We start from the raw sequence: 26,943 nt of genomic DNA, 5'->3' as shown, positions 1-26,943 counted from the left end.
ATTCCTACTTACCGAGCACTTCGGCAGCGGTAAGCCACTGCAGTTCCAGATCCTGCTGTTCGGCCTGAACTACCTGGAGTTTCTTATTGAGGGTTGCCATCTTGTCGAAGTCGACGTCTCCCGAAGCTCCATCATTCATTTGGTGCTGAATTTTCTCGACCTGCGCCGCCGCCTTGCCGAGCTGGCGTTCGATGCGGGTCAGGTCCTTCTTCGCCTGTCTTGTCTCCTCGGAGCTGTACCTGGCAGCGGACTCCGCGCCATTCTGCCCTTCGTCGGAGTTCAGGGGCGAAGCGCCCGACCCGGCTTCAGCCGCGCGTCGCAGTTCCAGATACTGATCGACACCGCGGGGCAGATCACGGAGCTTCCCATCACCCAGCAGCGCCATTTGGGAGTCAGTGACCCGTTCCAGCAGGTAGCGGTCATGCGAGACGACCACGAGAGTACCCGGCCAGCCGTCCAGCACATCCTCGATCGCTGCCAGAGTGTCGGTGTCGAGGTCGTTGGTTGGTTCGTCAAGCATCAGCACGTTCGGCTCACCGACCAGTAGCCGAAGCAGCTGCAGCCGACGTCGTTCGCCACCCGAGAGGTCCTTCACCTTTGTCCACTGCTTCTCGTTGGTGAAGCCAAGCTGTTCCACCAGCTGACTGGCAGAAACCTCGCGACCGCCGACGCTGAACACTCGCTTTTCCTGCTCGATCACTTCAGTGACGCGCAGGTGCTCGAGTTCGTCGAGCTCCTTGACCTCCTGGGAGAGCACTGCCGTCTGAACCGTCTTGCCCTTCTTCAGCCGACCGGCGTCAGGAGTGACGTCACCGTTCAGCATCCGCAGGAGGGTGGTCTTGCCCGACCCGTTGACGCCCACCAGGCCCAGCCGCTGCCCGGGAGCCAACCGGAGAGTAATTCCGTCGAAGAGGGTCTTCTCCCCCAACGCCAGCGAAACATTCTCCAAATCCAGTACATCTTTGCCCTGACGTGCCATCGCCATCTTGCTCAACGCGAGCGAATCCCGGTGCTCGGGCACGTCCGCGATCAGCGCGTTCGCCGCCTCAATGCGGAACTTCGGCTTGGCCGTCCGTGCGGGAGCGCCCCGGCGTAGCCAGGCCAGTTCCTTCTTGACCAGCTGCTGCCGTTTTCCTTCGACCACCGAGTCCATCCGGTCACGCTCTGCGCGGGCCAGGACATAGGCTGCGTAACCGCCGTCGAACCCGTCGACGACGCCGTCGTGCACCTCCCACGTGCGGGTACAGATTTCGTCCAGGAACCAGCGATCGTGGGTCACTACCAGCAGGCCACCGTCGGTCGGACGCCAGCGCTCGGCAAGGTGGCGGGCAAGCCACGCCACGCCCTCCACATCGAGGTGGTTGGTGGGCTCGTCGAGCATGATGACGTCGTCATCGCCGATCAGGAGCTTCGCCAACGCGACCCGACGCTTCTGCCCACCAGAAAGCGATGAGACCTTCGCATGCCAGTCAACCTCGGCGACGAGACCGCCCATTACGTCGCGGATCTTGGGGTTCGACGCCCACTCATGGTCTGCCTGGTCGCCCACGATGGCCTCACCAACGCTAAGGTCACCGTCCAGGACGTCCGTCTGGTCCAGATACCCGACGTGTACGTCGCGTCGTCGGGTGACACGTCCCTCATCGGGGGTGGCTCGCTGTGCAAGGAGTCGCATCAGGGTGGATTTGCCGTCGCCGTTGCGACCCACCATCCCGATGCGGTCGCCGTCCTCGATGCCGAGGGAAACGCCGTCAAGGACTGTGCGGGTGGCAAACGTAACGCTGACGCTTTCAGCGCCCAGAAGATGTGCCAAGGGAGTGCTGCTTCCTAATCGTGGAGTTAAAAAATGGCTTGAACTGGCCCAGCTTCGGTGGCAGGTCAGGCGATGTAGTCGGTAACAATTCTGGCACCGTAGACCGGCCCATGCACGGCTGTGGCTTTCAGGCCGCTATCCGTAAGCTGTCCGGCCAATGCCGCCGCATGTTCTTCGCTCTCCGCAAGGAAGGCGACGGTAGGCCCCGAGCCGGAGACCAGGCCGGCGAGGGCTCCTGCGCCCGTCCCGGTTTTCAGGATGTCGACAAGCCCCGGGGCAAGCTCAAGCGCAGCGGCCTGCAGGTCGTTGTGCAGCAGATCCGCCAGTGCCCGGGCATCGCCGGACCGCATTGCCCCAAGAATCCGTGGGTCAATCTCGGGCGGCGCCCCCGGTTCGGTGCCTTCGCGCAGACGAATCTCATCGAGAGTCCGGTAGACCTCTGGCGTAGACAGTCCATAGCCAGAGGTCACGAGCACCCAGTAGAGGGGGGTTTTGGAAATCGCCGGGGTTAGCTGCTCGCCCACCCCAACGCCGACCGCTGTGCCGCCGACCAGTGCGAACGGAACATCGGCGCCGAGTTCCGCGGCCATGTTAGCCAGCTCGTCACGGGAAAAGCCACTCTTCCACAGTGCATCGCATGCGATCAGCGTAGCGGCCGCATCGGCAGATCCACCGCCCATCCCGCCTGCCACGGGTACCCGCTTCGTGATGTCCAACAATAACCCGGTTGAGTTCTCGCTGAGATCGGCGAGCAGCGCGGCCGCGCGGGCGGCCAGATTGGTGGCATCCAGCGGAATGCTCTCAACCGGCAGGTTGAGTGACCCCTGCCCGTTGACTGTCACAATTGTGCCCGGTTCTTCACTGACGGTTGCGGTGACCTCTTCGTACAGGGAAACGGCTAGATAGACGCTGGCGACACTGTGGTAGCCATCTTCCCGTAGCGGGCCAACCCGAAACGAGACGTTGATCTTTCCGGGCGCGCGGACTCGGACGCTGGCTGGTACGCCACCAAATAGTCCTGCCGTTTTACCTGCCTCCATAGTCTCCAACCTAGGCTACCGGGCACTGAACCGGGAAACCTGCGGCCGTCGAGGCCGCAAAAACGAAAGTAAAAGCATTGCGGAAAACTAGTAAGCGTGCTTACATTGCGAAGGTAAGCAGGATTACTATCCGGAGGAAATACTATGACTACCCAGAATTGGTCAGAGGACCCATTGACGGCAGCGCCGTCAGGAGAGCGTGTTCAGTCCGCCTCGGTGACCTCGTCCGTAACCACCGAAGAACGCAACGGCTCCACCGGGGTAAAAGACCAGGCGACAGGCCAGGCGAAAGAGGTGGGCCGCGAAGGTTTGGATGCAGCACAGAATGTCGCCCAGACCGCGGGCACCGAAGCGAAGAATGTTGCGGATGAAGCCAGCACACAGGCGAAGAACCTGCTCGGCGAGCTGGGGTCTGATCTCAAGGAACAGGCCGGTGCCAGCCAGCAGAAGGCCGCCGAGGGCTTACGCTCCATCAGTGATGAGCTCGGTTCGATGGCCGACAATGGCGACCAGAGTGGACCCGCCAACAGCCTCGTTCGCCAGGCTGCCCAGCGCTCGGGCGACGTCGCAGGTTGGCTGGAAGGCCGGGACCCAGGCTCCCTCCTGGAGGAAGTGAAGGGATTCGCCAGCCGTCGGCCAGGGACGTTCCTGATGATGGCCGCCGGAGCAGGTCTGCTCGCTGGTCGCCTCACCCGAGGCCTGGCTGGGGCGGGATCCGACGATCAGAACGCCACGCCAGCCAACCCGGCGCCCGAGTACCCGCCGACGGTTCCAGCACAGCGTGATACTTCCAATAATTTCAGCTCGCCCACCGCCGCCACCCCGGTTACTAGTGCTACGGGAGTAGCTGCTAGCGGAACTGGCGCTTCGGGACATGACCTCAGCGATCCCCTGAGCGACCCGTTGGCCGCAGAACCGGTCATTGAGCCCGGTCGGCGCACCCAGGACGGGCCACTGGACAGGGACTTGCGCTGATGAGCGGAACCCACACCGGAGGGCCCCCATCATACGAGCCGCCGCGCACCGAGGCCGAGGACCGGGCCGCCAACGAATCCCTGGGGTCTCTACTCAGTGATGTCAGCCGCGACCTCTCCACGCTGATGCGCCAGGAACTCGAGTTGGCGAAAGCCGAACTCCGTGAAAGCGGAACCAAGGCCGGCAAAGGTGCAGGGATGTTCGGTGGCGCAGCTATCGCCGGACACTTTGTACTGCTGTTCCTGTCGCTCGCGCTGATGTGGGCGCTGGACGGCCTCGTTGGCCTTGGCTGGTCTGCAGTGATCGTCGCAGTCATCTGGGGCATCATTGCCGCCGTGCTTGCGTTGACCGGCAAAAAAGAACTGAAAAGCGTGCGCGGCATGCCCGCGACAGCCGAAACCGTCAAAGACATTCCCCCCACTCTGAAACCAGGTGAACCTACCCCATGAGCCAGACACCAGAACAGATTCGTGAAGATATTGAACGCACCCGTCGCGACCTTGGCACCGACGTCGACGCCGTCGCCGACAAGGTAAGCCCGTCCAGCATCGCTCAACGCCAGGGCGACAAAGTGCGGAGCGCTGTTGGAGGAATCAAGACCTCCGTAATGGGCTCGGCCGACCAGGCCTCCAGCGGAACGAAGTCGGCAGTCCACAACGCCGGCGATGCCGTCCAGGATGCACCACATCAGCTGGGCAACAAGACCAGGGGTAACCCCTTGGCCGCGGGCTTGATCGCGTTCGGCGCTGGAATGCTCATTTCATCGCTGATCCCGGCGAGCGAGAAGGAGAAGGAAGCTGCAACGGCGCTGAAGGAGAAGGCTGAGCCTCTCACCAGCAGCGTCACCGACGCGGCGAAGACAGTTGTCGAGGATCTGAAGGAGCCAGCGCAGGAGGCGATGGATTCGGTCAAGGAGACAGCCGCCAGTTCAGTGAACACTGTCAAGGAAGAAGGCACGTCGGCAGCCGCCGACGTCAAAGGCTCGGCCCAGGACGCGAAAGACAACGTTCAAAACGAAGCCAGCCGCTCCTAGCGGGCGCTAGCCGTCCCAAACCCCGGGATCGAGTCAACGCAAATAGCCGAAATCCGTTGGAAAACCGGTCATATCTGTTGACTCGACCCCGGGGTTAGCGCCACGCACGAGCACGATCCCCGGGGTAGCACCACGTACGGACTCGATTACGGAGCGGTCGACTGCACGGGTTTCGCCTCGGCGATACGGGCAAACGCGGCGATGTCGAGCATTTCACCCCGAAGACTCGGGTCTACGCCAGCAGCGGCAAGGGCCTCTCCAGCGAGGACCGGGCTGCCCGCCCACCCGGCGAGGGCGGCGCGCAATGTTTTGCGCCGCTGGGCAAACGCCGCGTCGATGACGGCGAAAACCTCACGGCGGCTGGCCGACGTCGCCGGCGGCTCGTGTCTGACAAACCCGACGAGCCCGGAGGCGATCTTCGGCGCCGGCCAAAACACATTCATCCCGATTACGCCCGACTTGCGCATGGTCGCGTACCAGGCAGCCTTGACCGAGGGTACCCCGTAGGTTTTTGAACCGGGGCCCGCTGCCATCCGATCGGCTACCTCGTCCTGCACCATGACCAGTCCGTGGCGCAGCGACGGGAAGTTCTCCAAAAGGTTCAGGACCACCGGCACTGCGACGTTATATGGCAGATTCGCCACCAGCGCGGTGGGCGGGTGTGGCAGTTCGGTAACCCGCATCGCGTCAGCGAGCACCACGTCCAGGTTGGCTGCAGTCTCCGGCCGCCACCTGGCGACCGTGTCCGGTAGGCGCCCGGCCAGCACCGGGTCGATTTCCACCGCCACCACCCGGGCCGCAGCGTCGAGAAGGCCCAACGTCAGAGATCCGAGGCCAGGACCCACCTCGAGGACCGTCTCTCCCGGGTCAATATGAGCTGCCGCGACGATCCGCCGAATAGTGTTGCCGTCGATGACGAAATTCTGGCCGAGGGTCTTGGTGGGCCGCAAATCCAGGTCAGCGGCCAACCGGCGGACATCACCGGCGCCGAATAGGGGTTGGACCGGCTGGGGGTTAGGGGGCTGAGTCACCTAAGCCATGGTAGTCGGGCGCCACGCAAAAGCGGGCCCCGCCTGGGGAACCCGATTTTGGTGTTTGGTTGCCCGTAGGCCGCTACCCGAGGTGCTATCCAAGCCCGAGCTTCGCCGAACAGGAAGGCCAGTGGCCCCAACCGCCGTTTTGCTTGAGCACTTCAGCAGTGGCAATCTGCTCCGCTGGCGACGCGAGATGCGGCAGCGGGGCATACTTGCCACCACCCGCACCCAGCCAGCTCGGGGCACTGAACTGCAGTCCACCGTAGTAGCCGTTTCCGGTATTGATGGACCAGTTCCCCCCGGACTCACACTGGGCCAGCGCCTGCCAGGCCCCGCCGGCTGGGGCGGGGCCGCTTGATCCGGCGGGCTCAGGCTCATCCGCAGGTGCCGACACCTCCACGCGCTCCGGCTCCGGCTCCGGTTTGGTCTCGGGCTCTGGTTCTGGCTTCGGCTCCCGCGTGCCGATGGCAAGTAGTTCAGTCACGGGTTCGAGGGTGACTTTATCGCTGAGGAGTTCGCGATTCTCCTCCCGACCGTCGATCACCACGGCAGTGAAGATTTTGGTCCGCTCGCCGTCGACACCGGCCCTGGTAACGCGCTGCTCGCCCACATCGAGCGTGTCGTCGTGGACCTCGTCGGTGGTGAAACTGATGCTTTCGGTGACGGTCTCGCGGTGGTCGCTGTCGACTCGGGTGATTTTCAGCCCAAGGCCGTCGACGAGGGAGGAGGTGACCGGAACGCTGACCCGATCCTCGTCACCGAGAACAATTTCCGCTTCGTCGAACAGGTCCTGAACCGATTTTACGGTGGATGTATGGGTTGCCGTCGAACCATCGACGGTCACGGTCACGCTTTTGGGGGTCGAGATTTCCAGTTCGGAGCTGAGCGTAGTCAGGCGGGTTTCGAGGTCAGCTGAAATTGCTGAGGAATCGGCGACCCCCAGCTCGTTGACTACGTCCCCTACCGTCGATCCGGTGGTGTGAACAACGGTGTCCGCTCCGTTGAGTACGACGTCGATCGCCGTGGCCCTGGTGATCTGGATGGCCGAACCATCCTCGACGGCTGCCGCCAGCGAAGGGGTGACCTGGTCGTTCTCGGTAACGACGACGTTGGAGTTGGCTAGCACTTCGCCGACGGTTCCGCCAAAGGTCTGAACGGTACTTGCCTGGCCGTCGATGTTGAGGACTATCGACTTGTTGTTGCCAACAAAGGCGACGAGTCCAAGCACCAGACACATCATGACTATCCCCTGGCCGGCTGTCTTGATCCAACGATTTCTGCTCGCCACAAAGTCCCTTACGGTCGACTTCATCCGGGCACGGGGGAAACACGGCAGTAAATTGGCACACCGGTGGCCCGGGTACGTCACTGCCGTGAAGGCATGCACTAGTGGCGGGAGATCTGGTCGCCCGAACGGCAGCGACCAGCCAATCCCGCAAAAGAACTGTATTAGACGGAAAGCCTTCCCCGACCCCGGCTAATAAATGCTCACCGTAACCGAAATGAGATAAACGGGCAAGTCGGGCCAGTCCCACACTGGTTAGCCGAGCTCCCACTCTCCATACACCCGCCGGGTGTTATCTGCGATCGACTGGCACAGTGTCGCCAGGTCGGCGTCAAGCACATCCGCCATCCCTCTGACCGTGTAGGGCACCAGATACGGTGCGTTTGGCCGGCCGCGGAACGGGTGCGGCGTCAGGAACGGAGCGTCAGTTTCGGTCAGCACCAGCGCCGGATCGGCAATACGCAGCGCTTCCCTGAGATTGTCTGCATTTTTGAAGGTCACCGTCCCGGCGAAGGACATGTACCACCCGGCGTCGTTGCAGATTCTGGCGAGATCGGCGCCACCGGAGAAGCAATGGAAGACCACCCGGTCCGGCGCACCCTCACTGCGAAGGGTGGAAACGACGTCGTCGTGTGCGTCCCGGTCATGGATCTGGAGCGTGAGATCCAGCCGTTTGGCGATATCGAGGTGCCGTCGAAAAGAATATTGCTGGCTGTCGATCCCCGCAGCGGGAGTCCGGTAGTAGTCCAGGCCGGTCTCCCCAATGGCCCGCACCCGGGGATGAGTAGCCAATTCTTCGATTTCCGCGAGCGCGGCGTCGAGGCCTCCGCGCTCCGCGAGCAGCGGGGCATCGTTGGGGTGAATCGCTACCGCCCCCAGCAGGCGGGGTTCCTGATCGATGGCCTGAACAGTGAATCGTGATGACTCGAGATCGCACCCCACCTGCACTGCGCCGCACACGCCCACAGCGGCAGCAGCATCAAGAGCTGCTGCGACGCTGACCAACGGGAGACCGCTGCGGAAGTCCAGGTGGGTGTGATTGTCCATCACCGGCACCGGCAAGGGTTCGGGCGCTGGCGGGTAGCTCCGCTTGTCTTCGCGACCGGCACCAACCGGAGCGTCGCCGTCGGCGGTTGGACTGGGTGAGACGGGGCGGTAGGCCGGAGGAATAGCTGTAGAAGGCATAGTCCAACCCTAGCCACCGGCACATTGGCTGAGGAACTTATCTCCACGACACCAAGTTGTCCTAGTAATCTGTAACAAAGCAGTTGCTGCGTACTCCACGGACCGAACAACCGCCGGGGTGACTGACCAGGGCTGGCCGACTCAACTGCACGTTGGCGTGCAGTGTACGCGGAAGGTTCGCATGGACGCCCACAACCAGTACGTCTCACCCAATGGCAGGACCGGGAGGGAGGACTCCCCCACCTTGGGCGATGCTCCAGCGATGACCGCGCAGCGTTTCGACGAAACCGCTGGCCAGATCCTGGGATCGATCAACACGGTTATTGACGGCAAGCCCGCCGCGGCGCGGCTGGCGCTGACCGTGTTGCTGGCCCAGGGTCATCTGTTGCTGGAGGACGTGCCCGGAGTGGGTAAAACCATGTTGGCGAAAACACTGGCCCGCACCATCGATTGCTCAGTCAACCGGATCCAGTTCACGCCGGACCTGCTGCCGTCCGATGTCTCTGGGGTGTCGATCTATAACCAGGACACCCACCGGTTCGAGTTCCGGCGGGGTCCCGTTTTCGCCAACATCGTGATCGGTGACGAGATCAACCGCGCCTCAGCGAAGACACAGTCAGCCCTCCTCGAATGTATGGAAGAGCACCAGGTCACTGTTGATGGTGGGACTTACCGGCTGGGTGAACCCTTCATGGTGGTGGCAACCCAGAATCCGATCGAGATGGAGGGGACCTACCCGTTGCCCGAGGCGCAACGGGACCGGTTTATGGCCCGTATCTCAATGGGCTACCCGGACCGCAGCGCCGAATTGCAGATGCTTCAGAACCACCAGTCCATCTCTCCGCTGGAAGCGGTCCGTCCCGTGGCGAATGTGGCGGACGTTGCCGCGATGATGGAACAGGTGCGCCGGGTCTATGTCTCTCCCACGGTGCGCGATTACACGGTGGCGATCGGTCAGGCGACCCGGGACCATCACTTGCTGCGGCTTGGCGCCAGCCCGCGCGCACTCCTGCAGTTGCTCCGTGCTGCCAAGGCCGGCGCTGCATTGGAGAGCAGGGATTTTGTGCTGCCCGATGACATTGCTGCCGTCGCTGAACCAGTGTTATCCCACCGGTTGATCCTGGACCGCAAGGCACTGAGCGCGGGAGAAACCCCCCAGAGCGTGGTGGCGGGCATCCTGTCGAAGGTTCCAGTGGAACGCACGACGGCGAACTCCTACCTTCGCGCATAGGCGGCGGGATGCAACTGCTCGCCAGACTGCCGTCCCGGGTCCTTACGCCGCGTGGTTGGGGACTGGTGATCGCGGGGGTGACTGCACTCCTGTTCGCACAGTTCCTCGGCCGCCGGGACCTGCTGTACCTTGGCGTGCTGCTGATCTGCCTCCCGCTCCTGTCGGTCCTGATGCTGCGCCTGATCAAACCCCGCTTCACGGTCGAGCGGAAGTTCGCCCCGCAGACCATGGAGACGGGCTTCACCTCGACCGTCACCCTGTCGGTCGCAGCGAGCGGCCCGGTCAGCGGGAGCATGGTGATGCAGGAAATGTTGCCCGCCCGGTTCGGTGAGTCCCCCGAGTTCCACTACCCGTCCCGTCTTCCAACCCGGGGCGCCAGCGTGTACGAGTATCGTCTGCGCTCCTCCGGCCGGGGCGTGTTCGACGTCGGACCGGTCACCGCCGCCTTTACCGATCCCTTTGGGCTCGGCACCTCACTCCATACCCTGGGCGGCACCGACCGGCTGGTGGTCACCCCCGCCCCGGTGGAGCTGCCCCATTCGCCGTTGACCGGCGCCCGGGGCGCCGATGGTTTCGCTGCAACCCGACGCAACGCCAACCCCAGCGACGACGACATCATGACCCGCGAGTATCGGCCCGGCGATCCGATGCGCCGGGTCCACTGGGCAGCGACCGCACGACACAATGAGTTGATGGTGCGCCAGGAAGAGTCGGTCACCACGCCCGAGGCCACCCTCATCCTCGAACAACGCCAGATCAGGTACAGCTCAGGGGTGATCGGCGCATTCGGTGCCGACCTGGAGGATGATGGCACGTCGCTGCGATCTGCTCCGGGCTTCGAATGGGCGGTCATCGCTGCGATGTCCATCACCGCGCACCTGCTCGAACGCAACTATGCCCTGCGGTTTGTGGATGAGACCGGCGCCCCAGCCCTGCAATCGTCGGTGTCCGCTCCATGGCCGGAGGACGAGGAACACGCAGGACAGACGGGGATCCATAACGTTGCGGAGGGGCTGGCCGCTCTGGAGCTCTTCCCCGATCTGTCCAAACGGACTACTAGCCGGCGGCACTCGCGGCGCAGCCCATCGCCCGTCAACACCGGCACAGCACCGTCTGCACGACGTCAGCCGTTTGGTGACCCAATGATGGACAAGCTCGCCTCCTACCGGAACCGCGGCCCCCTGATCGCTATCCTTGGCGCCATCACCGTCGCCGAGGCACGGGACCTGGCCGCTGCCACCGAGTACGGGTCCACCTCGTTTGCAATTCTGGTCGCTGACCGGCCCCAGGACCTGCATCCGGTAATGGAAATCCTGCGTGCTGCCGGCTGGCACGCGGTGGCGGTGTCGCCCTCCGCCGATCTGGCAGCTGCCTGGACCTACTTCGACTCCCCTGTCGGGGCCAGCGCATCAACAGCAAAGACCACTGTCGGGGCTGGCGCTGTCGGGGCTAACACTGTCGGGGCTGGCGCTGTCGGGGCTCACACTGTCGGGGCTGGCACTATTAAAGCTGACACGGTGCGGGGCGCGGTCCGCTCCACGACCACATCGCCTGGCGGCCAACCGTGACCTCTACCTTGCCCCGCCCCGCGCTTTCGCCGCAGCGGTTGGCGCCGCAAACCGGTCGACGGTTTCGGACCGACCAGCGGCATTGGGTCTCGACGGCAGCAGTATTTGTCGCCGTCATGCTGACCTCCCTGAACCTGAATTCGGTGGTGCTGGGTTGGACCTGGCTTAACCCGGTGGCATTCACCGTTGGCGGTGTGCTGCTGGTCATGGGTGTTGCCAGAAGCATCCGTCTACCGGGTGCGCTGGTCCCGGTCGCTGGAATCCTGGCCCTCGTGGGATCGCTGGTCTGGCAGTTCTTCCCCACCCAGAACGTCTTCGGGGTCTTCCCCGGCGAAGGCTCGGCCGGGCGGCTGGCGGTCCTGTTGAATCATGCCGAGAACACGGTGGTGTCACAGGTGGCGCCGGTATTGCCCGGGACCGGTATTTTCATGGTCATCTGCGCGGGGCTGGGTCTGATCGCGATTCTCACCGACACGCTGGCCACCACCCTCAGAATGCCCGCCATCAGCGGTCTGGCGTTGCTCGCCGTCCTGGTGATTCCCGCCGTCGTGCGGCAACAAAGTGTTGGAATTCCCGGGTTCGTGGCGGCGGTGGTGGGTTTCCTTCTGATCCTCGGCTGCGTCCAGTGGCGGGACAGCCAGCAGGCAGCCGGTCCGTCCCACGATGCCTCGGGCGGCCGGCTGGCCCGCGGGTTGTCGATCGGCGCCGCGGCCCTGGCGGTCACGGTGCTGGTCCCCTTGGCCATTCCGGGATTCAATGTGGGGGCGTTCCCCCAGGGTGCCAAGGTCAATTTGTGGGGTACCGCCACCGGGCTAAATCCGGTCGTGACCCTGGGAAATGATCTACGGAATCCCACTGGCTACGGCCAGATTACCTATGCCACCGACTCCCCGGATGCGCTCTACCTCCGGGCTGTCACCCTCGAGGACTTCGACGGACAGCGGTGGGAACCGGACCAGCGGTACGGCCTCAGGGAACCCGGGGTGGAGAACATGGGAACCGACGAGGTGAGAGCTTCCATCGACACCGGAGTAGTCACCACCACCCGGATCACCACTAATTCGTTCACCAGCCCCTGGCTCCTCGCCCCCTATGCTCCGGTGGGTTTCTCCAACCTTTCGGGCCGCTGGTCCTGGGATCCGCTGAACCTCAGCGTGATTGCCACCGATAACGGGTCCACCGCCCAGCAACAGTACGACGTCCGCAGCGCTGAGCCGGAACTTTCCCGCGAGGTGCTGGAGGATATTGGCCCGGTCCCCGAGGGGGCTGTCGACGCCCAGTTTCTGGCCCTGCCGGACACCACTCCCGGGATCATCAGGGACACGGCCGCGGAGCTGACCGACGACATCGCCAACCCCTATCAGCAGGCTCTGGCCATCCAGAACTATCTGCGGGGACCAGCCTTCACCTATTCGGTCGACGCCCCGGTCGACGGCGGGTATGACGGGAACAGCCTCGACGTCGTTGCCCGTTTCCTCGAATCCCGGTCCGGGTACTGCGTCCACTATGCCGGTGCAATGGCGGTGATGGCCCGTCTGGCGGGCATTCCCAGCAGAGTGGCTGTCGGCTATGCGCCCGGCGATGCGACCGGAGGATCGGTGCAGGGCCCCGACGGGCTTGAGCTGACCGAGTTTACGGTGACCTCCCAGGACGCCCATGCGTGGCCTGAGCTCTATTTCGACGGCGTCGGCTGGGTGAAATTCGAGCCCACACCCTCCCGCGGCGTGGTTCCCGACTACGCGCAGACGGCCTTTGCCCCCGGATCGCCGGTGCCGAATACCGACGACCTGACGCCGGGGGGCAATCCGCCGCTCGAACCGGGCACGCCAGTGGATCCCCCGATGGGCGCCGACGGCCAGCCTGCCGGAGAAGCCGATCCTGACCGGGCGAGGGAGACCTCGGCTCTGATCACAGCGGCACTGGTGGTCGCTGCACTCCTGCTCATCGTGCCGTTCCTGTTGCGCACCCTGCGCAGCCGGAATCGCCGTCGCAAGTTCAACGCGGCCGTAGGATCCAGGGGGGCAGCAACACTGGCCTGGGCCGAAGCCACCGACCTTGCGGCCGACTATGGCCACCCTGCGCTGCCCACCGACACCCCCCGAACCTTCGCTACCCGGCTAGCGGCCAGCACCAGGATTGATGATGCGGCGGCGACCGCCCTGGCTCGGCTCAGCTGCGCCTACGAGACTGAGGAGTACGCCCACCCGGACCACCTCGTGCACGCCGGGTGGGAGGACATCGAGTCCGTCGTCCGGTCCCTCCGGGAACGCAGCAGCCGCACCGTGCGGTTCAGGGCTCGGTGGCTGCCCAGGTCCCTCTCCAACGACTCCTGACCATGACCTCAGCGAGTCGTCAGGAAGCGGTGGGGTCAGCGATGCCGACGTACTGGGTGTAGAGGTACTCCTCGATCCCCTCGGAACCACCCTCACGGCCCAGCCCGGACTGCTTCACTCCCCCAAACGGCGCCGCGGCGTTGGACACCACGCCAGCGTTCAGGCCGAGCATCCCGACGTCGAGCCGCTCACCGATGCGCAAGCTGCGGTTCAGATCGCGGGTGAACACATAGGCAACCAGTCCGTACTCGGTGTCATTGGCTAGCCGGACTGCCTCGTCCTCCGAGGCGAAGGTGATGATTGGCGCGACGGGACCGAAGATCTCTTCCTGCAGGATCCGCGATCCCGGTGCCACATCGGTCAGGACGGTCGCCTGGTAGAAGTACCCTGGGCCGTCCACCGGCGCGCCACCGACGAGGCAGGTGGCTCCGTCGTCGAGTGCTGAAGTGACCAGTTCGTGCACCTTGGTGCGGCTCTTCTCATCGATGAGCGGGCCGAGCGTCGAGGTTTCCTCGGTGCCGCGGGACGTTTCGAGCGTCTTCATCTTCGCAGCGAACTTCTCGGCGAACTCAGCCGCCACCGATTCGTGGACGATGAACCGGTTGGCTGCGGTGCAGGCTTCTCCCATGTTGCGAAGCTTCGCGAGCATCGCGCCCGCCACTGCGGCGTCGACGTCAGCGTCTTCGAAGACCACGAATGGGGCGTTGCCGCCGAGCTCCATCGACGTGCGCAGCACGTTCTTCGCCGCTGCGGCCAGCAGGTTGCGGCCCACCGGGGTCGACCCGGTGAAGGACAGCTTGCGGAGGCGGCTGTCGTCGATCAGCGGCCCGGTGACGCCCTGGGCGTCGGAGGTGTGGACAACGTTGAGCACGCCCTTGGGCAGGCCAGCCTCTTCGAGAACTGCGGCGAACAACGACGACGTGAGCGGTGTCAGGTTGGCGGGCTTGAGCACCATGGTGCAGCCGGCGGCGATGGCCGGCGCGATTTTGCGGGTAGCCATCGCCAGCGGGAAGTTCCACGGCGTAATCAACAGGCACGGACCGACGGGCTTCTTGTTCACCAGGATCCGGGTCTTGCCGTCGGGTGAGGTGGAGTACCGGCCCGTCGCGCGCACCGCTTCCTCAGAGAACCAGCGCAGGAATTCCGCGCCGTAGGTCACTTCGCCGCGTGCCTCTGCGAGGGGCTTCCCCATTTCCATGGTCATCAAGAGCGCGAAGTCATCCGCGCGGGCGGTAACCAGCTCAAAGGCACGCCGCAGGATTTCACCCCGTTCACGGGGGGCGGTACGAGCCCAGCTCTCCTGCGCGGCGGCGGCCGCGTCCAGGGCCGCCATGCCATCGGCGGGGCTGGCGTCAGCGATGGTTTTGAGGATCTTCCCGGTGGCCGGATCCTCGATGTCGAAGGTCTTCCCGGTCGAGGCGTCCCGCCAGCTACCGCCAATCAGCAGGCCGGTGGGAACCTGGGCCAAAAGTTCCTGCTCACGCTGGGTGGTAACTGCCATAGTCGGTGCCTCCAAGAGGGTTTGCGGGGTGGGAATCGCGAGAAATCGGCGCGTTGGCCGTCCAGCACCACGCTAGACCCGGGATTGGAGGCCTGTCCATGCCAGCCTGCACGGCGTCACCCGTCCTGCGCTGTCCAGATGCACAACGATATCCAGGTGGGTAGCGGCAGACCCCGGTCATGACGCGGCGATCAGCGCGCGGCGATCAGCGCGCGGCGATCACGGCAGCGTAGAGCTCCCGCTTACTGATCCGCGATTCCTCGGCGACTGCCGCCACGGCATCCTTCAACCGGATCCCCTCGTCCACCAGAGCGGCTACTGCGGCCACCCGGTCCGCCGGGTTGGCGGGTGCGGCCGGTGGTGCGCCACCGACGACGACGGCGATCTCGCCCCTGACCTCAGTGGTTTCCGCCCAGTCCAGCAGCTCAGCTAGTGGGCCCCTGAGTACCTGCTCGTAACGTTTGGTGAGCTCCCGCGCTACCGCCGCCGGGCGGTCCGCTCCCAGGACCTGGTGCAGCGACCTCAACATCACCTCGAGGCGGTGGGGTGCCTCGAAGAACACCATGGTCCGCCGTTCGTCAGCGAGCTCAGCCAGGCGCGAGTTCCGCTCCCCCGTCTTGCGCGGCAGGAATCCTTCAAAACAGAATCGGTCCGTCGGGAGCCCTGAGAGGGCAAGCGCGGTCAGCACTGCTGACGGGCCCGGAGCCATGGTGACCTCGACGCCGTCGGCAATCGCGGCCTCCACCAGCCGATACCCGGGATCGGAAACTGACGGCATCCCGGCGTCGGTGACCATGAGCAGGGTCTTTCCGCCCGCCACCTGTTCCAGCAATTCAGCCGTCCGGGCCACCTCGTTGTGCTCGTGATAGCTGACAATCCTGCCCTGCACCCTGATCTCAAGTGCCCTCAGCAGCCGTTGCAGCCGCCTGGTGTCCTCGGCGGCGACAATGTCAGCAGTTTGCAGCAGCGAGACCAGGCGTGCTGACGCGTCGTTCGCGTTCCCGATCGGGGTTGCAGCAAGGACAATCCGGCCGCCGTCGGGAGTGCCCTGTGCGGCGAAATCCGCCGCTGTCTCGAATTCTTCGGATGCGTCCTCGTCAGAGGAGATCGCGTCGGATTCCAGGGGCGAAGCGTCGCTATCATCGTGGGTGTTGCCAGTGGTATTCACCGTTCCAGCGTAGACCCGCAGCGCCAGCGCCGCTGGCCCACCCTGGCGGTAGCATAAGCAAGGTGAGTCATACCGCCGTTTCCCCGCCGCCGGCTGCCGGGGTTCCGGCGGCTCACGGCTGGGTTCATTCTCCGCGCACCGCCTATGACGCGGTGGTGCTGCGACGTCGGCTACTCGGCGAGCGCCTCCCGATGGGAATTCTTGCGTGGCTCCTACCGCTGACCGTCATGGTGATCGGTGGGTTGCTCCGGTTCGTCAGACTTGGCGAACCTGAGACCCTGGTCTTCGACGAAACGTACTACGTCAAGGACGCCTACTCCTACCTGCTGTCCGGGTACGAGCGGGAATGGCCCGAGGACCCCGACGCCGACTTCAACAGCGGCAATACCGGGGTCATCCTGGGCACCCCCGACTATGTGGTGCATCCACCGGTGGGCAAGTGGATGATCGCCATGGGGATGCTCCTTTTCGGTAGTGATAACCCGTTTGGCTGGCGTTTCTCCGCCGCCGTGGTGGGCACGCTGTCCATACTTTTCATCGCTCTCATCGCTCAGCGGCTTTTCGGTTCCCCGATCCTCGGTGCAGCTGCCGGCTTGCTCACCGCCGTCGACGGGCATCACCTGGTGCATTCCCGGACGTCACTCCTTGATGTGTTCCTGATGTTCTGGCTGGTGGTAGCGTTTGGCGCGCTGCTGCTGGACCGGGACCACGCACGCCGGAAACTAGCGGCGAAGCTGTCGGTGCTGGCGGCTGCGGCCCCGGGCGGCGCTCGACCGTCGGCCGCCGACTTGCTGTACGGTCCGTGGCTCGGGCTGCGACCCTGGCGGATTGTGGCTGGTCTCAGTCTTGGCCTGGCCCTGGGCACCAAGTGGTCAGCAATCCCGTATATCGCGGTGTTCGGCCTGATGACCGTGCTCTGGGACATGAACGCCCGCAGGGTTGTCGGGGTGCAGCGGTGGATTACCGGCGCTGTCCTAAGGGACGGGGTTCAGGCTTTTACCTCACTCGTACCGCTCGCTGCCCTGACCTATCTGGCCACGTGGACCGGTTGGTTCCTGTCCTCCGACGCGTACAACCGCCAGTGGGCAGCAGACCACCCAGCCCCAGCGTGGGAGTGGCTCCCGGCGTCGATCCGGTCGCTCGCCGACTACCACCGGGCGGCGTATACCTTCCATGAGGGTCTCGGCTCCGAACACCCGTACGAGTCCACTCCCTGGTCCTGGTTGGTGATGGGCCGACCAGTGTCCTTCTACTACAAGGGTGATTTGGGTGTCGACCAGGGGTGCGCAGTCGAGGCTTGCTCCCGTGCGGTAACTTCAGTAGGCAACCCACTGATCTGGTGGTCCGCGGCAATCGCCCTCATCGTGCTGATCTTCTTCTGGGTGGGACGGCGGGATTGGCGCGCTGGCGCTATCCTCGCCGGTGTCGCGGCAGGGTATCTGCCATGGTTCCTCTACCCGGAACGGACCACCTTCTTTTTCTACGCCATCGCCTTTCAGCCCTTCCTCATCCTGGCCCTCGTCTACTGCCTGGGCCTGATCCTCGGCCGTTCCTGGGCCCCTCCCGCGCGCCGCCGGACGGGCCTGATGCTGGTCGGCGGGTTCGTGGCGGCGGCCGTGCTGCTCTCCGCCTATTTCCTGCCGATCTGGACGGCCGAGCTCATCCCCTATGACCAGTGGCGGCTTCGCATGTGGATGCCCAGCTGGATCTGATCCTCATCAAGGGGCTGATTGCGTGTGGCGTTCAGCCCGCGCCGTTCCGGCCTCGAACCCGTCAACCTCCGCCAAACCGCTGAAGGGTTAGCTCTGGCGACCTGGGGAACCACCAGCCCACCACATCTCGCTTCTCAGCGGTGGACTGGCTCGCTAGAGCGCCAACGAATCCAGGCGACGCTGCTGGGCGGCCTCACCTGCGAGCCGCGACCTGTCGCGTCGGCCCTTTGTGGGCCAGGTGAGCACGAGGGTGACCACCGTGACGATGAGGACGAGCGCCGCGACGGTGATTGCTGCGTCCATCCAGAACTGTGCCGGGAAGAGCCGGATAAGGGTGTCGTCGGCCCTGAAGGTCCAGGTGCCGTCGGCGAAGAACAGGGCGTGGACCTGGGTGAAGAAGGTCTGCCAGCCGAGGATGGCAGTCACGGTGAGTGCAATCATCAGGATCAGGGTTGTGAGGGCCCCGGCGAACAGGCCTCTGCGGACACCGCCGGGATAGGTGCGCGCCAGGTACCAGCAGGCGGCGATGGTGAAGACGAACATCGCGAGCGCGACGGCGAAGCTGATCACCAGGACCACCTTGACGTCGAGCATGTGCCCCACCTCGCTGTCCAGGAAAAGCTGGTCGCCGTCGGAATTGACCAGCTCTCCGAGGTAGCGCGGCGACGCCCAGTTGAGGATGTAGTCGACGGTGTACGACCCATAGGTCATTCGGTCGTCGGTGCTGAAGCCGAAGCTGTCGGCCGGGAAGCCCGGCCGGTGGTACTCCACCCAGAGGAAGAGAGGTGAGGTGACCGCCCGGATCGCCGCCGCGAGGAGCATGATCGGGAAGAACCCGGCGATCAGGACCTGGAATACCCGCGCCATGACGGGTTTGCTGGTGAATGCTTCATCCCGTTCGGCGGCCCGACGTTTCGCTTCTTCCTCAGACGGACGGGCCGACAGAGCCGCAGTGTCAGGCGCGGGATCGTCGACGGTACCGCTGGTCGCGGAGCTGCTGGACTCAGGCTGGTCCGACACGGAGCTCCTGGGCGCGGGGCTGTCACCGACAGAATCACTGGCCGGCTCCGGGTCGCTCTGTTCGGCAGTTGCTGCCGCAGCGGGGCCTGTCGCACCTGCACCCCTGGCCGGCTCCTTGTCGTCGAAGCGGCTGAGATCCGGCATCGTGCTCGCCCTGCGCATCGGTAGTGAACTCCGTTGAGCAATGACCGATTCACCAGCCGGTTCCACCGGAATCGCTGTCGTCTCCGGGGCGGACTCCCCGGCTGGCACGTCAGCTCCAGTGTGCTGCTTGGTCTCGTCGTTTTCAGCCACTGGGTTATCTCCTAGAAATTGCGCAAGTACTTACGAACGAGCGTACCGCCGCGCCCCTTGGATCCTGTGGAGGCCGGTCCGACGTCGGGCGGCTGACCAAAGTCCTGGACCTGCCAGCACCAACAAATCAGGCAGTGCGAACCGTTTCGCCCCGGTCAAGGCTCGAAAGATCCCCGGTATATCCGGCGTTCACCGCCCGGCGTCCCAGCAGCAGCGTATAGGCCCAGTAGCTGGCGAACACCAGGAACCCAATGCTGATCCTCAGCCAGGCGGGGAGCGGGCTGGGCGTAACGAACCCCTCCACCAGCCCGGAGATGAAAAGAACGAGCACCAGGCCAAGCGCAACGGTGATGAGCGATCGGCCTTCCTCCGCGAGCGCGTTGGCCCTGGTCCTGGACCCCGGCGACACCCAGGACCAGAAGATGCGCAACCCTGCCGCGGCTGCGATGAAGATGGCCGTCAGCTCCATAAAGCCGTGGGGCAGGATGTAGATGAAGAACGTGTCCAATTCACCGTAGGCAGCCATGGTGCCACCAGCCATGCCGACGCCCTGGGCATTCTGATACAGGATCCACGGCCCCCAGACGCCAGTCACCCCGAAGGCCACCGCCTGCAACGCAATCCAGGCGTTGTTGGTCCACACGAGGCCCGCGAAGGATGCCGCAGGGTTCTCGAAGTAGTAGTTGACGAAATCTTCCTGGACGTACTGCTCAGCGAACTCGTCGCCGCCCATCGCCGCGATGACTCCCGGAGTATTAGCCACCCAGGCACCGTACAGCCAGGCCACCCCGATGAAGAGCACGCCGACGACGACGGTCAGCCACCGCACCCGGTAGAAGGCCGCGGGGAGGGAGACGACGAAGAAACCTGCGACGTCTTCCATAAAGTTGGAGCGGGCGCCGGTGAATCGGGTCCGAGCTCGGGACAGCCGCATTGACAAGGCGCCCGACAGGGCACTCTCGGGGGCGATTGACCTGATCATCGACAGGTGGGTCGAGGTGCGTTGATAGAGCACCAGCAGTTCATCGGCCTCGGCCCCCGACAGCTTCCGCCGGCGGACCAGCTCATCAAGCCGCTCCCAATCCGGGCGGTTCACCTCAACGAAAGCATCAACGTCCACCCTTTCAGCTTAGCCGGGCCGCGGCCGATAAGCTTCAGGATGAAGGGCCCACCGGGGCCCGGTCGACCAGGGAGATGTGCAATGAGTTCGGTGGTGACAGGTGAGGCAGTAGTCCTGGAGTTGCGTCCCGCGTCCTTCGGCGCCCGCAGCATCAGCCTGCTCATCGACATCATCGCCCAGGCCCTTCTGGCCCTGGCGATCATTCTGGGGGTCAGCGGCACCTTGGGGGGTTCGCTTGACCCAGCCTTGAGCCAGGCGCTGGTCCTGGTCCTGGTCATCTTCGTCGTGCTCGTGGTCCCGGTGACCATCGAGACCCTGACCAGGGGCAAATCGCTGGGCCGATTGGTCATGGGGCTGAGGATAGTGCGCGACGACGGCGGCGCCATCCGCTTCCGGCATGCCTTCATTCGCGGGATGCTCGCCGTCCTCGAAATCTACCTGCTGGTGGGTTCCCTGGCATTCCTGGTAGCGGTGTTCAATGAGCGCTCGAAGCGGCTGGGTGACCTGCTGGCGGGCACCTACTCCATGCATGAACGGGTGATGGAGAAACCCCGGACCCGGGCTGTGACTCCCCCGCATCTCACGGGCTGGCTTGCCACCGCGGATCTTCTTCAACTTCCGGATCCCCTGGCACGGCGGGTAGCGGCATTCATCGGCCAGGCACCCCGCCTGACCCTGATGGCGCGACAGACGCTGGCAACCGAGCTGGCAACCGAGGTGTCCGTTTACGTCGCTCCACTGCCCCCCGCAGACACCCACCCCGAGGACTTCCTCAACGCGGTCCTCGCCGAACGTCGGGAGCGGGACCTCGGAAGGCTGATGCGGCAGCGTGCACGCACCACCAAGGCTGCCGAGCGGCTACACCGGCTGCCGTTCAGCCAGTAATCCGTCAGGCGTGCTGGGATTCCGATGGTTACGGCTGGTTGCTGTATTCACTCCAGGGGGTGTTCCAGTCGCCGAAGCCGTCCCAGATGAACATCGGGCCGTAGCCGGTGTTCTTGATCTGAACGACGTCGCCCGGGCCGAAGGTGTCGTAGAAGTACTTGGCTCCCTCAGGAGACATTCCGATGCACCCGTGGGAGACGTTGATGTTACCCAGCGCGACCTGGGCGGCAGGCAACGCTTCGTGCACGAAAGCACCGCCGTTGGAGATGCGGCTTGCATGATTGACGACTGTGGGCTCATAGTAGGCGTCGTCCCCGGGCTCCAGCCCAATTGACTCGGCGGTGAATTTGGTGGATTCGTACTGCTCCATCACCACGTGGTAGCCGATCGTCGACGGCCAGTCCTCCGTTCCGAGAGTGATGGGGAAGCTTCGGGTCAGGGCCCCATCAATATAGACGTCCATCATCTTGGTCTCGTTGTCGACGACCGCCAGTTTGGTGTTGTGGGTATTGATGGTCATCTGGTTGTCAAAGTTACCGATCATGCCGTTGCCGTAGTCCACCCCAAACAGATTCATGTCGACGGTGATGGTGCTGTTGGGTGCCCAGAACTCTTCGGCGCGGTATCGCACTTTGGTGTCGCTGAGCCAATGGAAGGCCCCGGCCTGGCCGCTGGAGCTCGTAATGGTGATCGCTGACTCCACGTCGTCGCGATTAATTACCGGCTCGCTGAAGTTGATCTCGATTGGCTGGCCCGTTCCCACGGTGGTGCCGTCCAACGGGTAGATACCCGCATCGGCTTCGTTGGCGGGCATCACGGTAGTGAAGCTTTGCGATTCGGTGGCGGTATTCCCAGCGGCGTCGGCCAGCACAAAGTCGAAGTCGTAGGTGGTGGCGAACTCGAGTCGCTCGCTGGCCGTCCACACCGAATCGCCGTCGCTGAATGTGCCTTCAACTGGCTGCCCGCCGTCTGCTGAACGGAGCGTCACGCTTTCGATGACCGCGTTTTCAACCCGGATTTCGGGCACCGCGATCGGATTGACCTCTTCGGCGTTGTCGGCGGGAGTCGCCCCGAACTCAAATGCTGTCGCCACCGTGGGTGTTGGGGACGGCGTCGCCTCGGGCACGGTGGCGTTCGGTGAGGAGGTGGCGTTCGGTGAGGAGGTTGCGGCTGGCACGTTTTCGATCCCGGCCCAGTTGGGGGCGACAGCTATTGCGGCGCCGGCCGCGATCAGGACAGCCGTCACCGCCACCCCACCGATGACCCACCCTTTTCGGCTCCTGCTCATACCCTGCTGACCTTCAGTCATCTTGTCCTACCCACAATCCTGCTGAAAAAATGGCCACCCCACCACCGATTTTACGGTGTGGGGCAGCCATTTTTGGCCAAGCTCTAGGTCACAGCCACGTCAAGCCAGCGGCTAGTAGCGGTAGTGATCCGATTTGTAAGGACCCGATGCCTCGATGTCGAGGTATTCTGCCTGGCTTTTGGTGAGCTCGGTTAGCTCGACGCCGATCGCGTCGAGGTGCAGCCGGGCCACCTTCTCATCGAGGATCTTGGGCAGGACATACACCTGGTTGGCGTACTCGCGGTTTCCCTCGAGATCGTTTTGCTTCCATTTGGTGAACAGTTCGATCTGGGCGATGGTCTGGTTGGCGAACGAGTTGCTCATCACGAAGGAGGGGTGCCCGGTGGCATTGCCCAGATTCAGCAGCCTGCCCTCGGACAGCATGATGATGGTGTGCTCGGCCGCGCCGGTCGCCTCATCGGCCGGGAAGACCCATTCGTGTACCTGGGGCTTGATCTCGACCTTGCGGATGCCGGGGGTTTTCGCCAGACCCGCAATGTCGATCTCATTGTCGAAGTGGCCAATGTTTCCAACGATGGCCTGGTGCTTCATTCCGGCCATGTGGTGCGCCATGATGACGTCCTTGTTGCCGGTCGTGGTGATGAAAATGTCACCCTGTGCCAGCACCGTCTCGAGCCGGGCCACCTGGTATCCGTCCATCGCGGCCTGAAGCGCGCAGATCGGGTCGATCTCGGTGACGATGACTCGTCCACCCTGGCCACGGAGTGCCTCAGCGGCACCCTTTCCAACGTCTCCGTACCCGCACACGACGACGACCTTTCCTCCGATGAGGACGTCGGTCGCACGGTTGAGACCGTCGGGTAGGGAGTGCCGAATGCCGTACTTGTTGTCGAACTTGGATTTAGTGACCGAGTCGTTGACGTTGATGGCCGGGAACAGCAGCTTGTCCTGCTGTGCCAGCTGGTAAAGCCGCATCACGCCAGTGGTGGTCTCTTCCGTCACACCCTTGATGTCTGCTGCGATCCGGGTCCATTTCTGCGGGTCAGCGGCGAGGGTGCCGCGGAGGACGTCCAGGACGACCGAGAATTCGTGGGAGTAGTCAATGTCGTCCTCGGACGGTCCGGCGGGAACCTCACCGACTGCCTCGAATTCAACGCCCTTGTGCACCAGCAGGGTGGCGTCGCCGCCGTCGTCGAGGATCATATTGGGGCCTTGCTCGCCCGGCCAGCTGAGGATCTGGGTGGTGGTCCACCAGTACTCCTCGAGGGTCTCGTTTTTCCAGGCGAAGACCGGTACCCCGGCGGGCTGGTCTGCTGTGCCCGAGCCAACGACTATCGCCGCGGCAGCTTCGTCCTGGGTGGAGAAAATGTTGCACGAGGCCCACCGGACCTCGGCGCCGAGCGCGGTGAGGGTTTCAATGAGCACTGCGGTCTGAACCGTCATGTGCAGGGAGCCGGCGATGCGTGCGCCTTTGAGCGGCTGGCTGTCACCGAATTCACGGCGCAAAGCCATGAGTCCTGGCATTTCATGCTCGGCCAGGCGGATCTGGTGGCGCCCCGCTTCGGCGAGTGAGAGGTCGGCAACTTTGAAGTCAAAGGTCATGGTGTGGCGCATTCCTGTTCGTTGGTGCTGCACTGGGACTAATTTGCGACTGGCCCGTCGTGCTCGTCGGAGCCGGCCTCGGTGGCTGCTACTAGTAGTTCGGGGCGGAGGAGCACAGGGATGCCCTCGTCGATGCTGTATTGCACCGGGTTTCCTGTGCTGTCGGTCACAGAGGAAACCAGGAACTCCCCTTCTTCAACCAGCGCTGAGCCAGTGACGGGACAGCGGACCACAGCAAGCAGATCAGGCGATATGGGGCTCATGAACCAAGCTTATCGCGGGCATGGCGGAGGCAGAACCGTGATTTGCCCCGGGACCGCCTCGGCTTCTGTCCGCGAGGATTCTACTGTTCGCGGAGGATGCGCAGGTGCCCGCGTCGTGCGCCGCTGCGCCAGCGGGTGGTTCAAGGGTTCCCTTGTTGCCGCGGATCACGGGGCCAGTGTCCTGGTTGCGGTCGGTGGCAGCTTCACGGACGGCGTTGACGAGGGCAACGAGGTCGTCGGGGTGGGGTTCCTGTGGCGTCGATGGCAGGGCGAGTCTGACTACTTCCCAGCCCCGGGGAACGGTCAGTCGTTCGGCGTGAGAGGTACACAGATCGTAACAATGGGGTTCAGCGTAGGTGGCCAGTGGACCAAGGACCGCGGTGGAATCGGAGTACACGAAGGTGAGCGTCGCGACGGCGGCGCGCTCACAGGCAGAGCGTGAACAAGTTCGAAGGGATCCCACGACTAGTCAGCCTACCCGCTCGGCCTTTCAAAGGCGGGGATCATGGCGCAGGTCAGCGCGGCGTTGATTCGGCTCAACGGACCCGCTGCGTCCCATTCCGATCCTGTTTTAGGCACCGCTCGTATTTAAGGGCCCGGTTGGCCCACCAAAACCTTGCATTGGGGCGCAATGGGTTTACAGTCAGTACATGCGGGACAGTTCAACATTCTCTGTGCAGTTGACCGACCCAGACGACGCCAAAGGGTCCGCCCATCGCGGCCCGAGTTTCAGCCGACGTCGGAGAAACAGACACGGCCGGGGCCTTCGCGGGCCGATGATCCCACCGCACCTTCCCGGCTCGCGCAGCCGATCTGAACGGTTCGACGAATGGGTGATGGAATCGGCCCAGCGGTTGGAACGACTATGGGGAGAGCGCATCCTCGATCTGCAAATGGTGGTCCAGGACATTCCGGCGAATCTCGAAACGATGACCGCACAATCGCTGCGCGGCCTGCTCGGCACCGCCATACCCGCCGCCCCAAACCGGCCGCCGACCATCATCATCTACCGGCACCCGGTTGAGTTGGCCGCGGGTGGCTTCATTGCTCCCAACGAGTTGGTCCACGACGTGGTAGTGGAGCAGACCGCAGAGTTACTGGGGATGACGCCCGAAGCCGTGGATCCAGCCTACGGGCGTTCCCGCGCCTGATCCTGAGGCGCCTGATCCTGAGGCGCCTGATCCGAGCCGGTGTAGAACTCAGTATCCCAGGTTGACCGGCACACTGAGCTGCCCGGCGCTGCCGGGAGGTAGCGATGTTACCGAGATCCCTGCTTCGCCATCCATCTGGTGCATCTGGGCGCCGTACACCGGATCACCCGACGCCCCAATCAGGACCGCCACCACGTTGTCCCCGAGATCCGCTGCTTCCACGCTCACTGTGGTGCCGCCAGCCACGCTGACTGTCTGCTCGGCCTGCAGAGTTCCGTCTTCGTTTACCGGAGTGAGCTGAACCTCAGACCGACCCGAGGGCGCACCGAACGCGAGCGCGCCTCGGACCCGCTGGGGAACACTGCCACCTGGGTGTTGCCGAGGCGTGCTCCGGATGGGGCGAACCCGAAATCGACGGGTTCCCCGGCCTCCACACCCCGATTTACTCTGGCTGAGGCGGAAATCAACACGTCGGAGGTGACCTCGACCGTGTAGTCACCGGACGGAAGACTTTCGAGCGACACACCAGTGACGGCACCGGCAGTTGCGGTGAGCACTCCCCCGTCCGGAAGCTCAACCTCGCCCCCCGAACCGTAGACCCTGACATTCAGAACCGCGTCGGTGCTGCCCGGGACAACGATCTGGACTGCTGGGGTGGCAGCCTCATAGCCGTCCTGGGCGCTGATTTCGTCGGCAATATCCTCATCCTGGACCCGCACCCCCGGGATGACCTGGGTATTGCTTGCAGGAGCCGCTGGCTGGAGAAGCTCCACACCGCCGGGGATGAGTTCCCGCAAGACACTCTGCTGGATGCTGCCGGTCACTCGACCGCCGTCGCTCAGCACGCGGACCGCCAGCTGGTCCTGATCGGTGGCGAGACCAGCGAGCACGATCGACTCGGTGGCGCCGGGAGCGATGAGTAACCCGCGGGTACCCCCCGATTCTACCGGCCCTTCGGTCCCGTACAGCTCAAGGTCGACCGTGGCAGGGGTGCCCGACGGGTTCGAGAGATTCAGGACTGCGGTGGCGCCCACCGTGGTGGACGCGCCAAGAATCCAGAAGTCGCCGCTGGGCGCTCTACAGTGGGCAATCGCCAGGCCACCCAAATCACCGTCAGTGGCGGTGTAACTCGTGACCGCCCCGGCGGTGGCAGGCTGGCTGCCCACCGGTTGGGCCGAAAAGACGCTGACCCCGTCGGCTGTCTGGTCGGTAAGGACCCCCGCCGTCCGGTTGGTCAGCCCGTCCTCGTTGGTCACGGCCTCCGGGACCGCGCCTGCCCCGGATTCATCCGACTCACCTGTCGCGATGGTGGCCAGAGCCTCACCTGAGCCCAGCGGGCTTAGCATGCTGCCAGGCAGGTTCCCGCCGAGGCTGCTCAGCACCATGCCGCTGACCGTAGTGGAAGCCGACTCTGATTCAGG

General features: G+C 64.1%; 22 protein-coding genes and 2 pseudogenes. 9 read left to right on the top strand and 15 right to left on the bottom strand.

Translation table 11 applies throughout. The annotated features are described in order from the left end of the window. Positions 1–4: 4 nt before the first annotated feature. On the bottom strand, positions 5–1,813 hold the full coding sequence (locus DDA93_RS12490) for an ATP-binding cassette domain-containing protein (protein ID WP_024476890.1): 1,809 nt from the start codon (positions 1,811–1,813) through the stop codon (positions 5–7). A gap of 65 nt (positions 1,814–1,878) precedes the next feature. After that, positions 1,879–2,853, bottom strand: a complete 975-nt coding sequence (locus tag DDA93_RS12485) for a 4-(cytidine 5'-diphospho)-2-C-methyl-D-erythritol kinase (RefSeq protein ID WP_019483618.1) — start codon at positions 2,851–2,853, stop codon at positions 1,879–1,881. Between the two features lie 144 nt (positions 2,854–2,997). On the opposite strand from DDA93_RS12485, the gene DDA93_RS12480 reads away from it, so the two are divergent. From DDA93_RS12480 to DDA93_RS12470, 3 genes are read left to right on the top strand one after another with little or no spacing between them, the layout of a single operon-like run. Further along, the gene (locus DDA93_RS12480) at positions 2,998–3,828 is read left to right on the top strand and encodes a hypothetical protein (RefSeq protein WP_019483619.1); all 831 of its coding nucleotides are present in this window, start codon (positions 2,998–3,000) and stop codon (positions 3,826–3,828) included. After that, a complete protein-coding gene (locus DDA93_RS12475) occupies positions 3,828–4,277 on the top strand; it encodes a phage holin family protein (protein ID WP_019483620.1) in 450 nt (149 codons plus the stop codon). The genes DDA93_RS12480 and DDA93_RS12475 overlap by 1 nt, the downstream gene beginning before the upstream one ends. Next, positions 4,274–4,861 carry a DUF3618 domain-containing protein gene (locus DDA93_RS12470; RefSeq protein WP_019483621.1) on the top strand — a complete coding sequence of 196 codons (588 nt, stop codon included), beginning with the start codon at positions 4,274–4,276 and terminating at the stop codon, positions 4,859–4,861. The genes DDA93_RS12475 and DDA93_RS12470 overlap by 4 nt, the downstream gene beginning before the upstream one ends. Before the next feature lie 146 nt (positions 4,862–5,007). Here the strand turns inward: DDA93_RS12470 and rsmA are convergent, their stop codons facing one another. From rsmA to DDA93_RS12455, 3 genes are all read right to left on the bottom strand, one after another. Further along, positions 5,008–5,892: a 16S rRNA (adenine(1518)-N(6)/adenine(1519)-N(6))-dimethyltransferase RsmA gene (rsmA, locus tag DDA93_RS12465; protein ID WP_026041189.1), complete on the bottom strand. Its 885-nt coding sequence runs from the start codon at positions 5,890–5,892 to the stop codon at positions 5,008–5,010. Positions 5,893–5,986: 94 nt separating this feature from the next. Then, positions 5,987–7,183 (bottom strand): resuscitation-promoting factor, encoded by a 1,197-nt coding sequence (locus tag DDA93_RS17020; protein ID WP_279325275.1) that lies wholly within the window; start codon positions 7,181–7,183, stop codon positions 5,987–5,989. Between the two features lie 252 nt (positions 7,184–7,435). Continuing rightward, positions 7,436–8,365, bottom strand: coding sequence for a TatD family hydrolase (locus tag DDA93_RS12455; RefSeq protein WP_024476886.1), 930 nt, complete (start codon positions 8,363–8,365; stop codon positions 7,436–7,438). A gap of 262 nt (positions 8,366–8,627) precedes the next feature. Here DDA93_RS12455 and DDA93_RS12450 point away from each other — a divergent pair, with 262 nt between their 5' ends. Genes DDA93_RS12450 through DDA93_RS12440 form a run of 3 tightly spaced genes read left to right on the top strand, consistent with a single transcriptional unit; the run spans position 8,628 to position 13,497 of the window. Continuing rightward, on the top strand, positions 8,628–9,596 hold the full coding sequence (locus DDA93_RS12450; protein WP_237715316.1) for a MoxR family ATPase: 969 nt from the start codon (positions 8,628–8,630) through the stop codon (positions 9,594–9,596). Positions 9,597–9,604: 8 nt separating this feature from the next. Then, positions 9,605–11,164, top strand: a complete 1,560-nt coding sequence (locus tag DDA93_RS12445) for a DUF58 domain-containing protein (RefSeq protein ID WP_207771343.1) — start codon at positions 9,605–9,607, stop codon at positions 11,162–11,164. Continuing rightward, complete coding sequence (locus tag DDA93_RS12440) at positions 11,161–13,497, top strand: DUF3488 and transglutaminase-like domain-containing protein (RefSeq protein WP_116778942.1); 2,337 nt, start codon at positions 11,161–11,163, stop codon at positions 13,495–13,497. Before DDA93_RS12445 ends, DDA93_RS12440 begins: the two co-directional genes overlap by 4 nt. 19 nt (positions 13,498–13,516) lie before the next feature. Here the strand turns inward: DDA93_RS12440 and DDA93_RS12435 are convergent, their stop codons facing one another. After that, positions 13,517–14,998, bottom strand: coding sequence for an NAD-dependent succinate-semialdehyde dehydrogenase (locus DDA93_RS12435; RefSeq protein WP_019483628.1), 1,482 nt, complete (start codon positions 14,996–14,998; stop codon positions 13,517–13,519). A 205-nt stretch (positions 14,999–15,203) separates the two neighbouring features. After that, a complete protein-coding gene (gene rsmI / locus DDA93_RS12430) occupies positions 15,204–16,025 on the bottom strand; it encodes a 16S rRNA (cytidine(1402)-2'-O)-methyltransferase (protein ID WP_035747592.1) in 822 nt (273 codons plus the stop codon). 332 nt (positions 16,026–16,357) lie between these two features. Here rsmI and DDA93_RS12425 point away from each other — a divergent pair, with 332 nt between their 5' ends. Beyond that, on the top strand, positions 16,358–17,878 hold the full coding sequence (locus DDA93_RS12425) for a glycosyltransferase family 39 protein (RefSeq protein ID WP_024476381.1): 1,521 nt from the start codon (positions 16,358–16,360) through the stop codon (positions 17,876–17,878). Between the two features lie 153 nt (positions 17,879–18,031). Here the strand turns inward: DDA93_RS12425 and DDA93_RS12420 are convergent, their stop codons facing one another. Both DDA93_RS12420 and DDA93_RS12415 read right to left on the bottom strand, forming a co-directional pair. Beyond that, positions 18,032–19,192, bottom strand: coding sequence for a TIGR01906 family membrane protein (locus DDA93_RS12420; protein WP_024476380.1), 1,161 nt, complete (start codon positions 19,190–19,192; stop codon positions 18,032–18,034). 127 nt (positions 19,193–19,319) lie between these two features. After that, positions 19,320–20,312 (bottom strand): stage II sporulation protein M, encoded by a 993-nt coding sequence (locus DDA93_RS12415; RefSeq protein WP_019483632.1) that lies wholly within the window; start codon positions 20,310–20,312, stop codon positions 19,320–19,322. A gap of 81 nt (positions 20,313–20,393) precedes the next feature. Here DDA93_RS12415 and DDA93_RS12410 point away from each other — a divergent pair, with 81 nt between their 5' ends. Further along, complete coding sequence (locus tag DDA93_RS12410; protein ID WP_024476379.1) at positions 20,394–21,197, top strand: RDD family protein; 804 nt, start codon at positions 20,394–20,396, stop codon at positions 21,195–21,197. 28 nt (positions 21,198–21,225) lie between these two features. On the opposite strand, the gene DDA93_RS12405 is transcribed toward DDA93_RS12410, so the two are convergent. The 4 genes and pseudogenes from DDA93_RS12405 to DDA93_RS12390 all read right to left on the bottom strand — a co-directional run bounded on the left by DDA93_RS12405 (position 21,226) and on the right by DDA93_RS12390 (position 24,834). Continuing rightward, complete coding sequence (locus tag DDA93_RS12405; RefSeq protein ID WP_051317648.1) at positions 21,226–22,485, bottom strand: Ig-like domain-containing protein; 1,260 nt, start codon at positions 22,483–22,485, stop codon at positions 21,226–21,228. Between the two features lie 132 nt (positions 22,486–22,617). Continuing rightward, positions 22,618–24,108 (bottom strand): adenosylhomocysteinase, encoded by a 1,491-nt coding sequence (gene ahcY / locus DDA93_RS12400; protein ID WP_024476377.1) that lies wholly within the window; start codon positions 24,106–24,108, stop codon positions 22,618–22,620. Positions 24,109–24,146: 38 nt separating this feature from the next. Further along, the gene (locus tag DDA93_RS12395) at positions 24,147–24,371 is read right to left on the bottom strand and encodes a hypothetical protein (RefSeq protein WP_019483636.1); all 225 of its coding nucleotides are present in this window, start codon (positions 24,369–24,371) and stop codon (positions 24,147–24,149) included. A gap of 80 nt (positions 24,372–24,451) precedes the next feature. Further along, positions 24,452–24,834, bottom strand: a pseudogene (locus tag DDA93_RS12390) (DUF3499 domain-containing protein). A gap of 313 nt (positions 24,835–25,147) precedes the next feature. Between DDA93_RS12390 and DDA93_RS12385 the strand changes: the two are divergent. Next, the gene (locus tag DDA93_RS12385) at positions 25,148–25,522 is read left to right on the top strand and encodes a metallopeptidase family protein (protein WP_243400615.1); all 375 of its coding nucleotides are present in this window, start codon (positions 25,148–25,150) and stop codon (positions 25,520–25,522) included. 48 nt (positions 25,523–25,570) lie between these two features. On the opposite strand, the gene DDA93_RS12380 is transcribed toward DDA93_RS12385, so the two are convergent. Continuing rightward, on the bottom strand, positions 25,571–25,768 hold the full coding sequence (locus DDA93_RS12380) for a hypothetical protein (RefSeq protein WP_116778940.1): 198 nt from the start codon (positions 25,766–25,768) through the stop codon (positions 25,571–25,573). 27 nt (positions 25,769–25,795) lie between these two features. After that, positions 25,796–26,868 (bottom strand): annotated as a pseudogene (locus tag DDA93_RS12375) (DUF5719 family protein); the annotation flags it as partial. Between the last annotated feature and the right edge of the window lie 75 nt (positions 26,869–26,943).

The organism is Arthrobacter sp. Bz4 (assembly GCF_003075455.1).
Lineage (GTDB): Bacteria > Actinomycetota > Actinomycetes > Actinomycetales > Micrococcaceae > Arthrobacter_D.
This window is presented reverse-complemented; position numbering and strand designations above follow the sequence as displayed.

Bases quoted from the DNA above. Each gene is read 5' to 3' on its own strand.
- DDA93_RS12485 (WP_019483618.1), bottom strand. From the start codon at position 2,853: ATGGAGGCAGGTAAAACGGCAGGACTATTTGGTGGCGTACCAGCCAGC.
- DDA93_RS12480 (WP_019483619.1), top strand. From the start codon at position 2,998: ATGACTACCCAGAATTGGTCAGAGGACCCATTGACGGCAGCGCCGTCA.
- DDA93_RS12475 (WP_019483620.1), top strand. From the start codon at position 3,828: ATGAGCGGAACCCACACCGGAGGGCCCCCATCATACGAGCCGCCGCGC.
- DDA93_RS12470 (WP_019483621.1), top strand. From the start codon at position 4,274: ATGAGCCAGACACCAGAACAGATTCGTGAAGATATTGAACGCACCCGT.
- DDA93_RS12455 (WP_024476886.1), bottom strand. From the start codon at position 8,365: ATGCCTTCTACAGCTATTCCTCCGGCCTACCGCCCCGTCTCACCCAGT.
- DDA93_RS12450 (WP_237715316.1), top strand. From the start codon at position 8,628: ATGACCGCGCAGCGTTTCGACGAAACCGCTGGCCAGATCCTGGGATCG.
- DDA93_RS12445 (WP_207771343.1), top strand. From the start codon at position 9,605: ATGCAACTGCTCGCCAGACTGCCGTCCCGGGTCCTTACGCCGCGTGGT.
- DDA93_RS12435 (WP_019483628.1), bottom strand. From the start codon at position 14,998: ATGGCAGTTACCACCCAGCGTGAGCAGGAACTTTTGGCCCAGGTTCCC.
- DDA93_RS12425 (WP_024476381.1), top strand. From the start codon at position 16,358: ATGGGAATTCTTGCGTGGCTCCTACCGCTGACCGTCATGGTGATCGGT.
- DDA93_RS12410 (WP_024476379.1), top strand. From the start codon at position 20,394: ATGAGTTCGGTGGTGACAGGTGAGGCAGTAGTCCTGGAGTTGCGTCCC.
- DDA93_RS12405 (WP_051317648.1), bottom strand. From the start codon at position 22,485: ATGAGCAGGAGCCGAAAAGGGTGGGTCATCGGTGGGGTGGCGGTGACG.
- ahcY (WP_024476377.1), bottom strand. From the start codon at position 24,108: ATGACCTTTGACTTCAAAGTTGCCGACCTCTCACTCGCCGAAGCGGGG.
- DDA93_RS12395 (WP_019483636.1), bottom strand. From the start codon at position 24,371: ATGAGCCCCATATCGCCTGATCTGCTTGCTGTGGTCCGCTGTCCCGTC.
- DDA93_RS12385 (WP_243400615.1), top strand. From the start codon at position 25,148: ATGATCCCACCGCACCTTCCCGGCTCGCGCAGCCGATCTGAACGGTTC.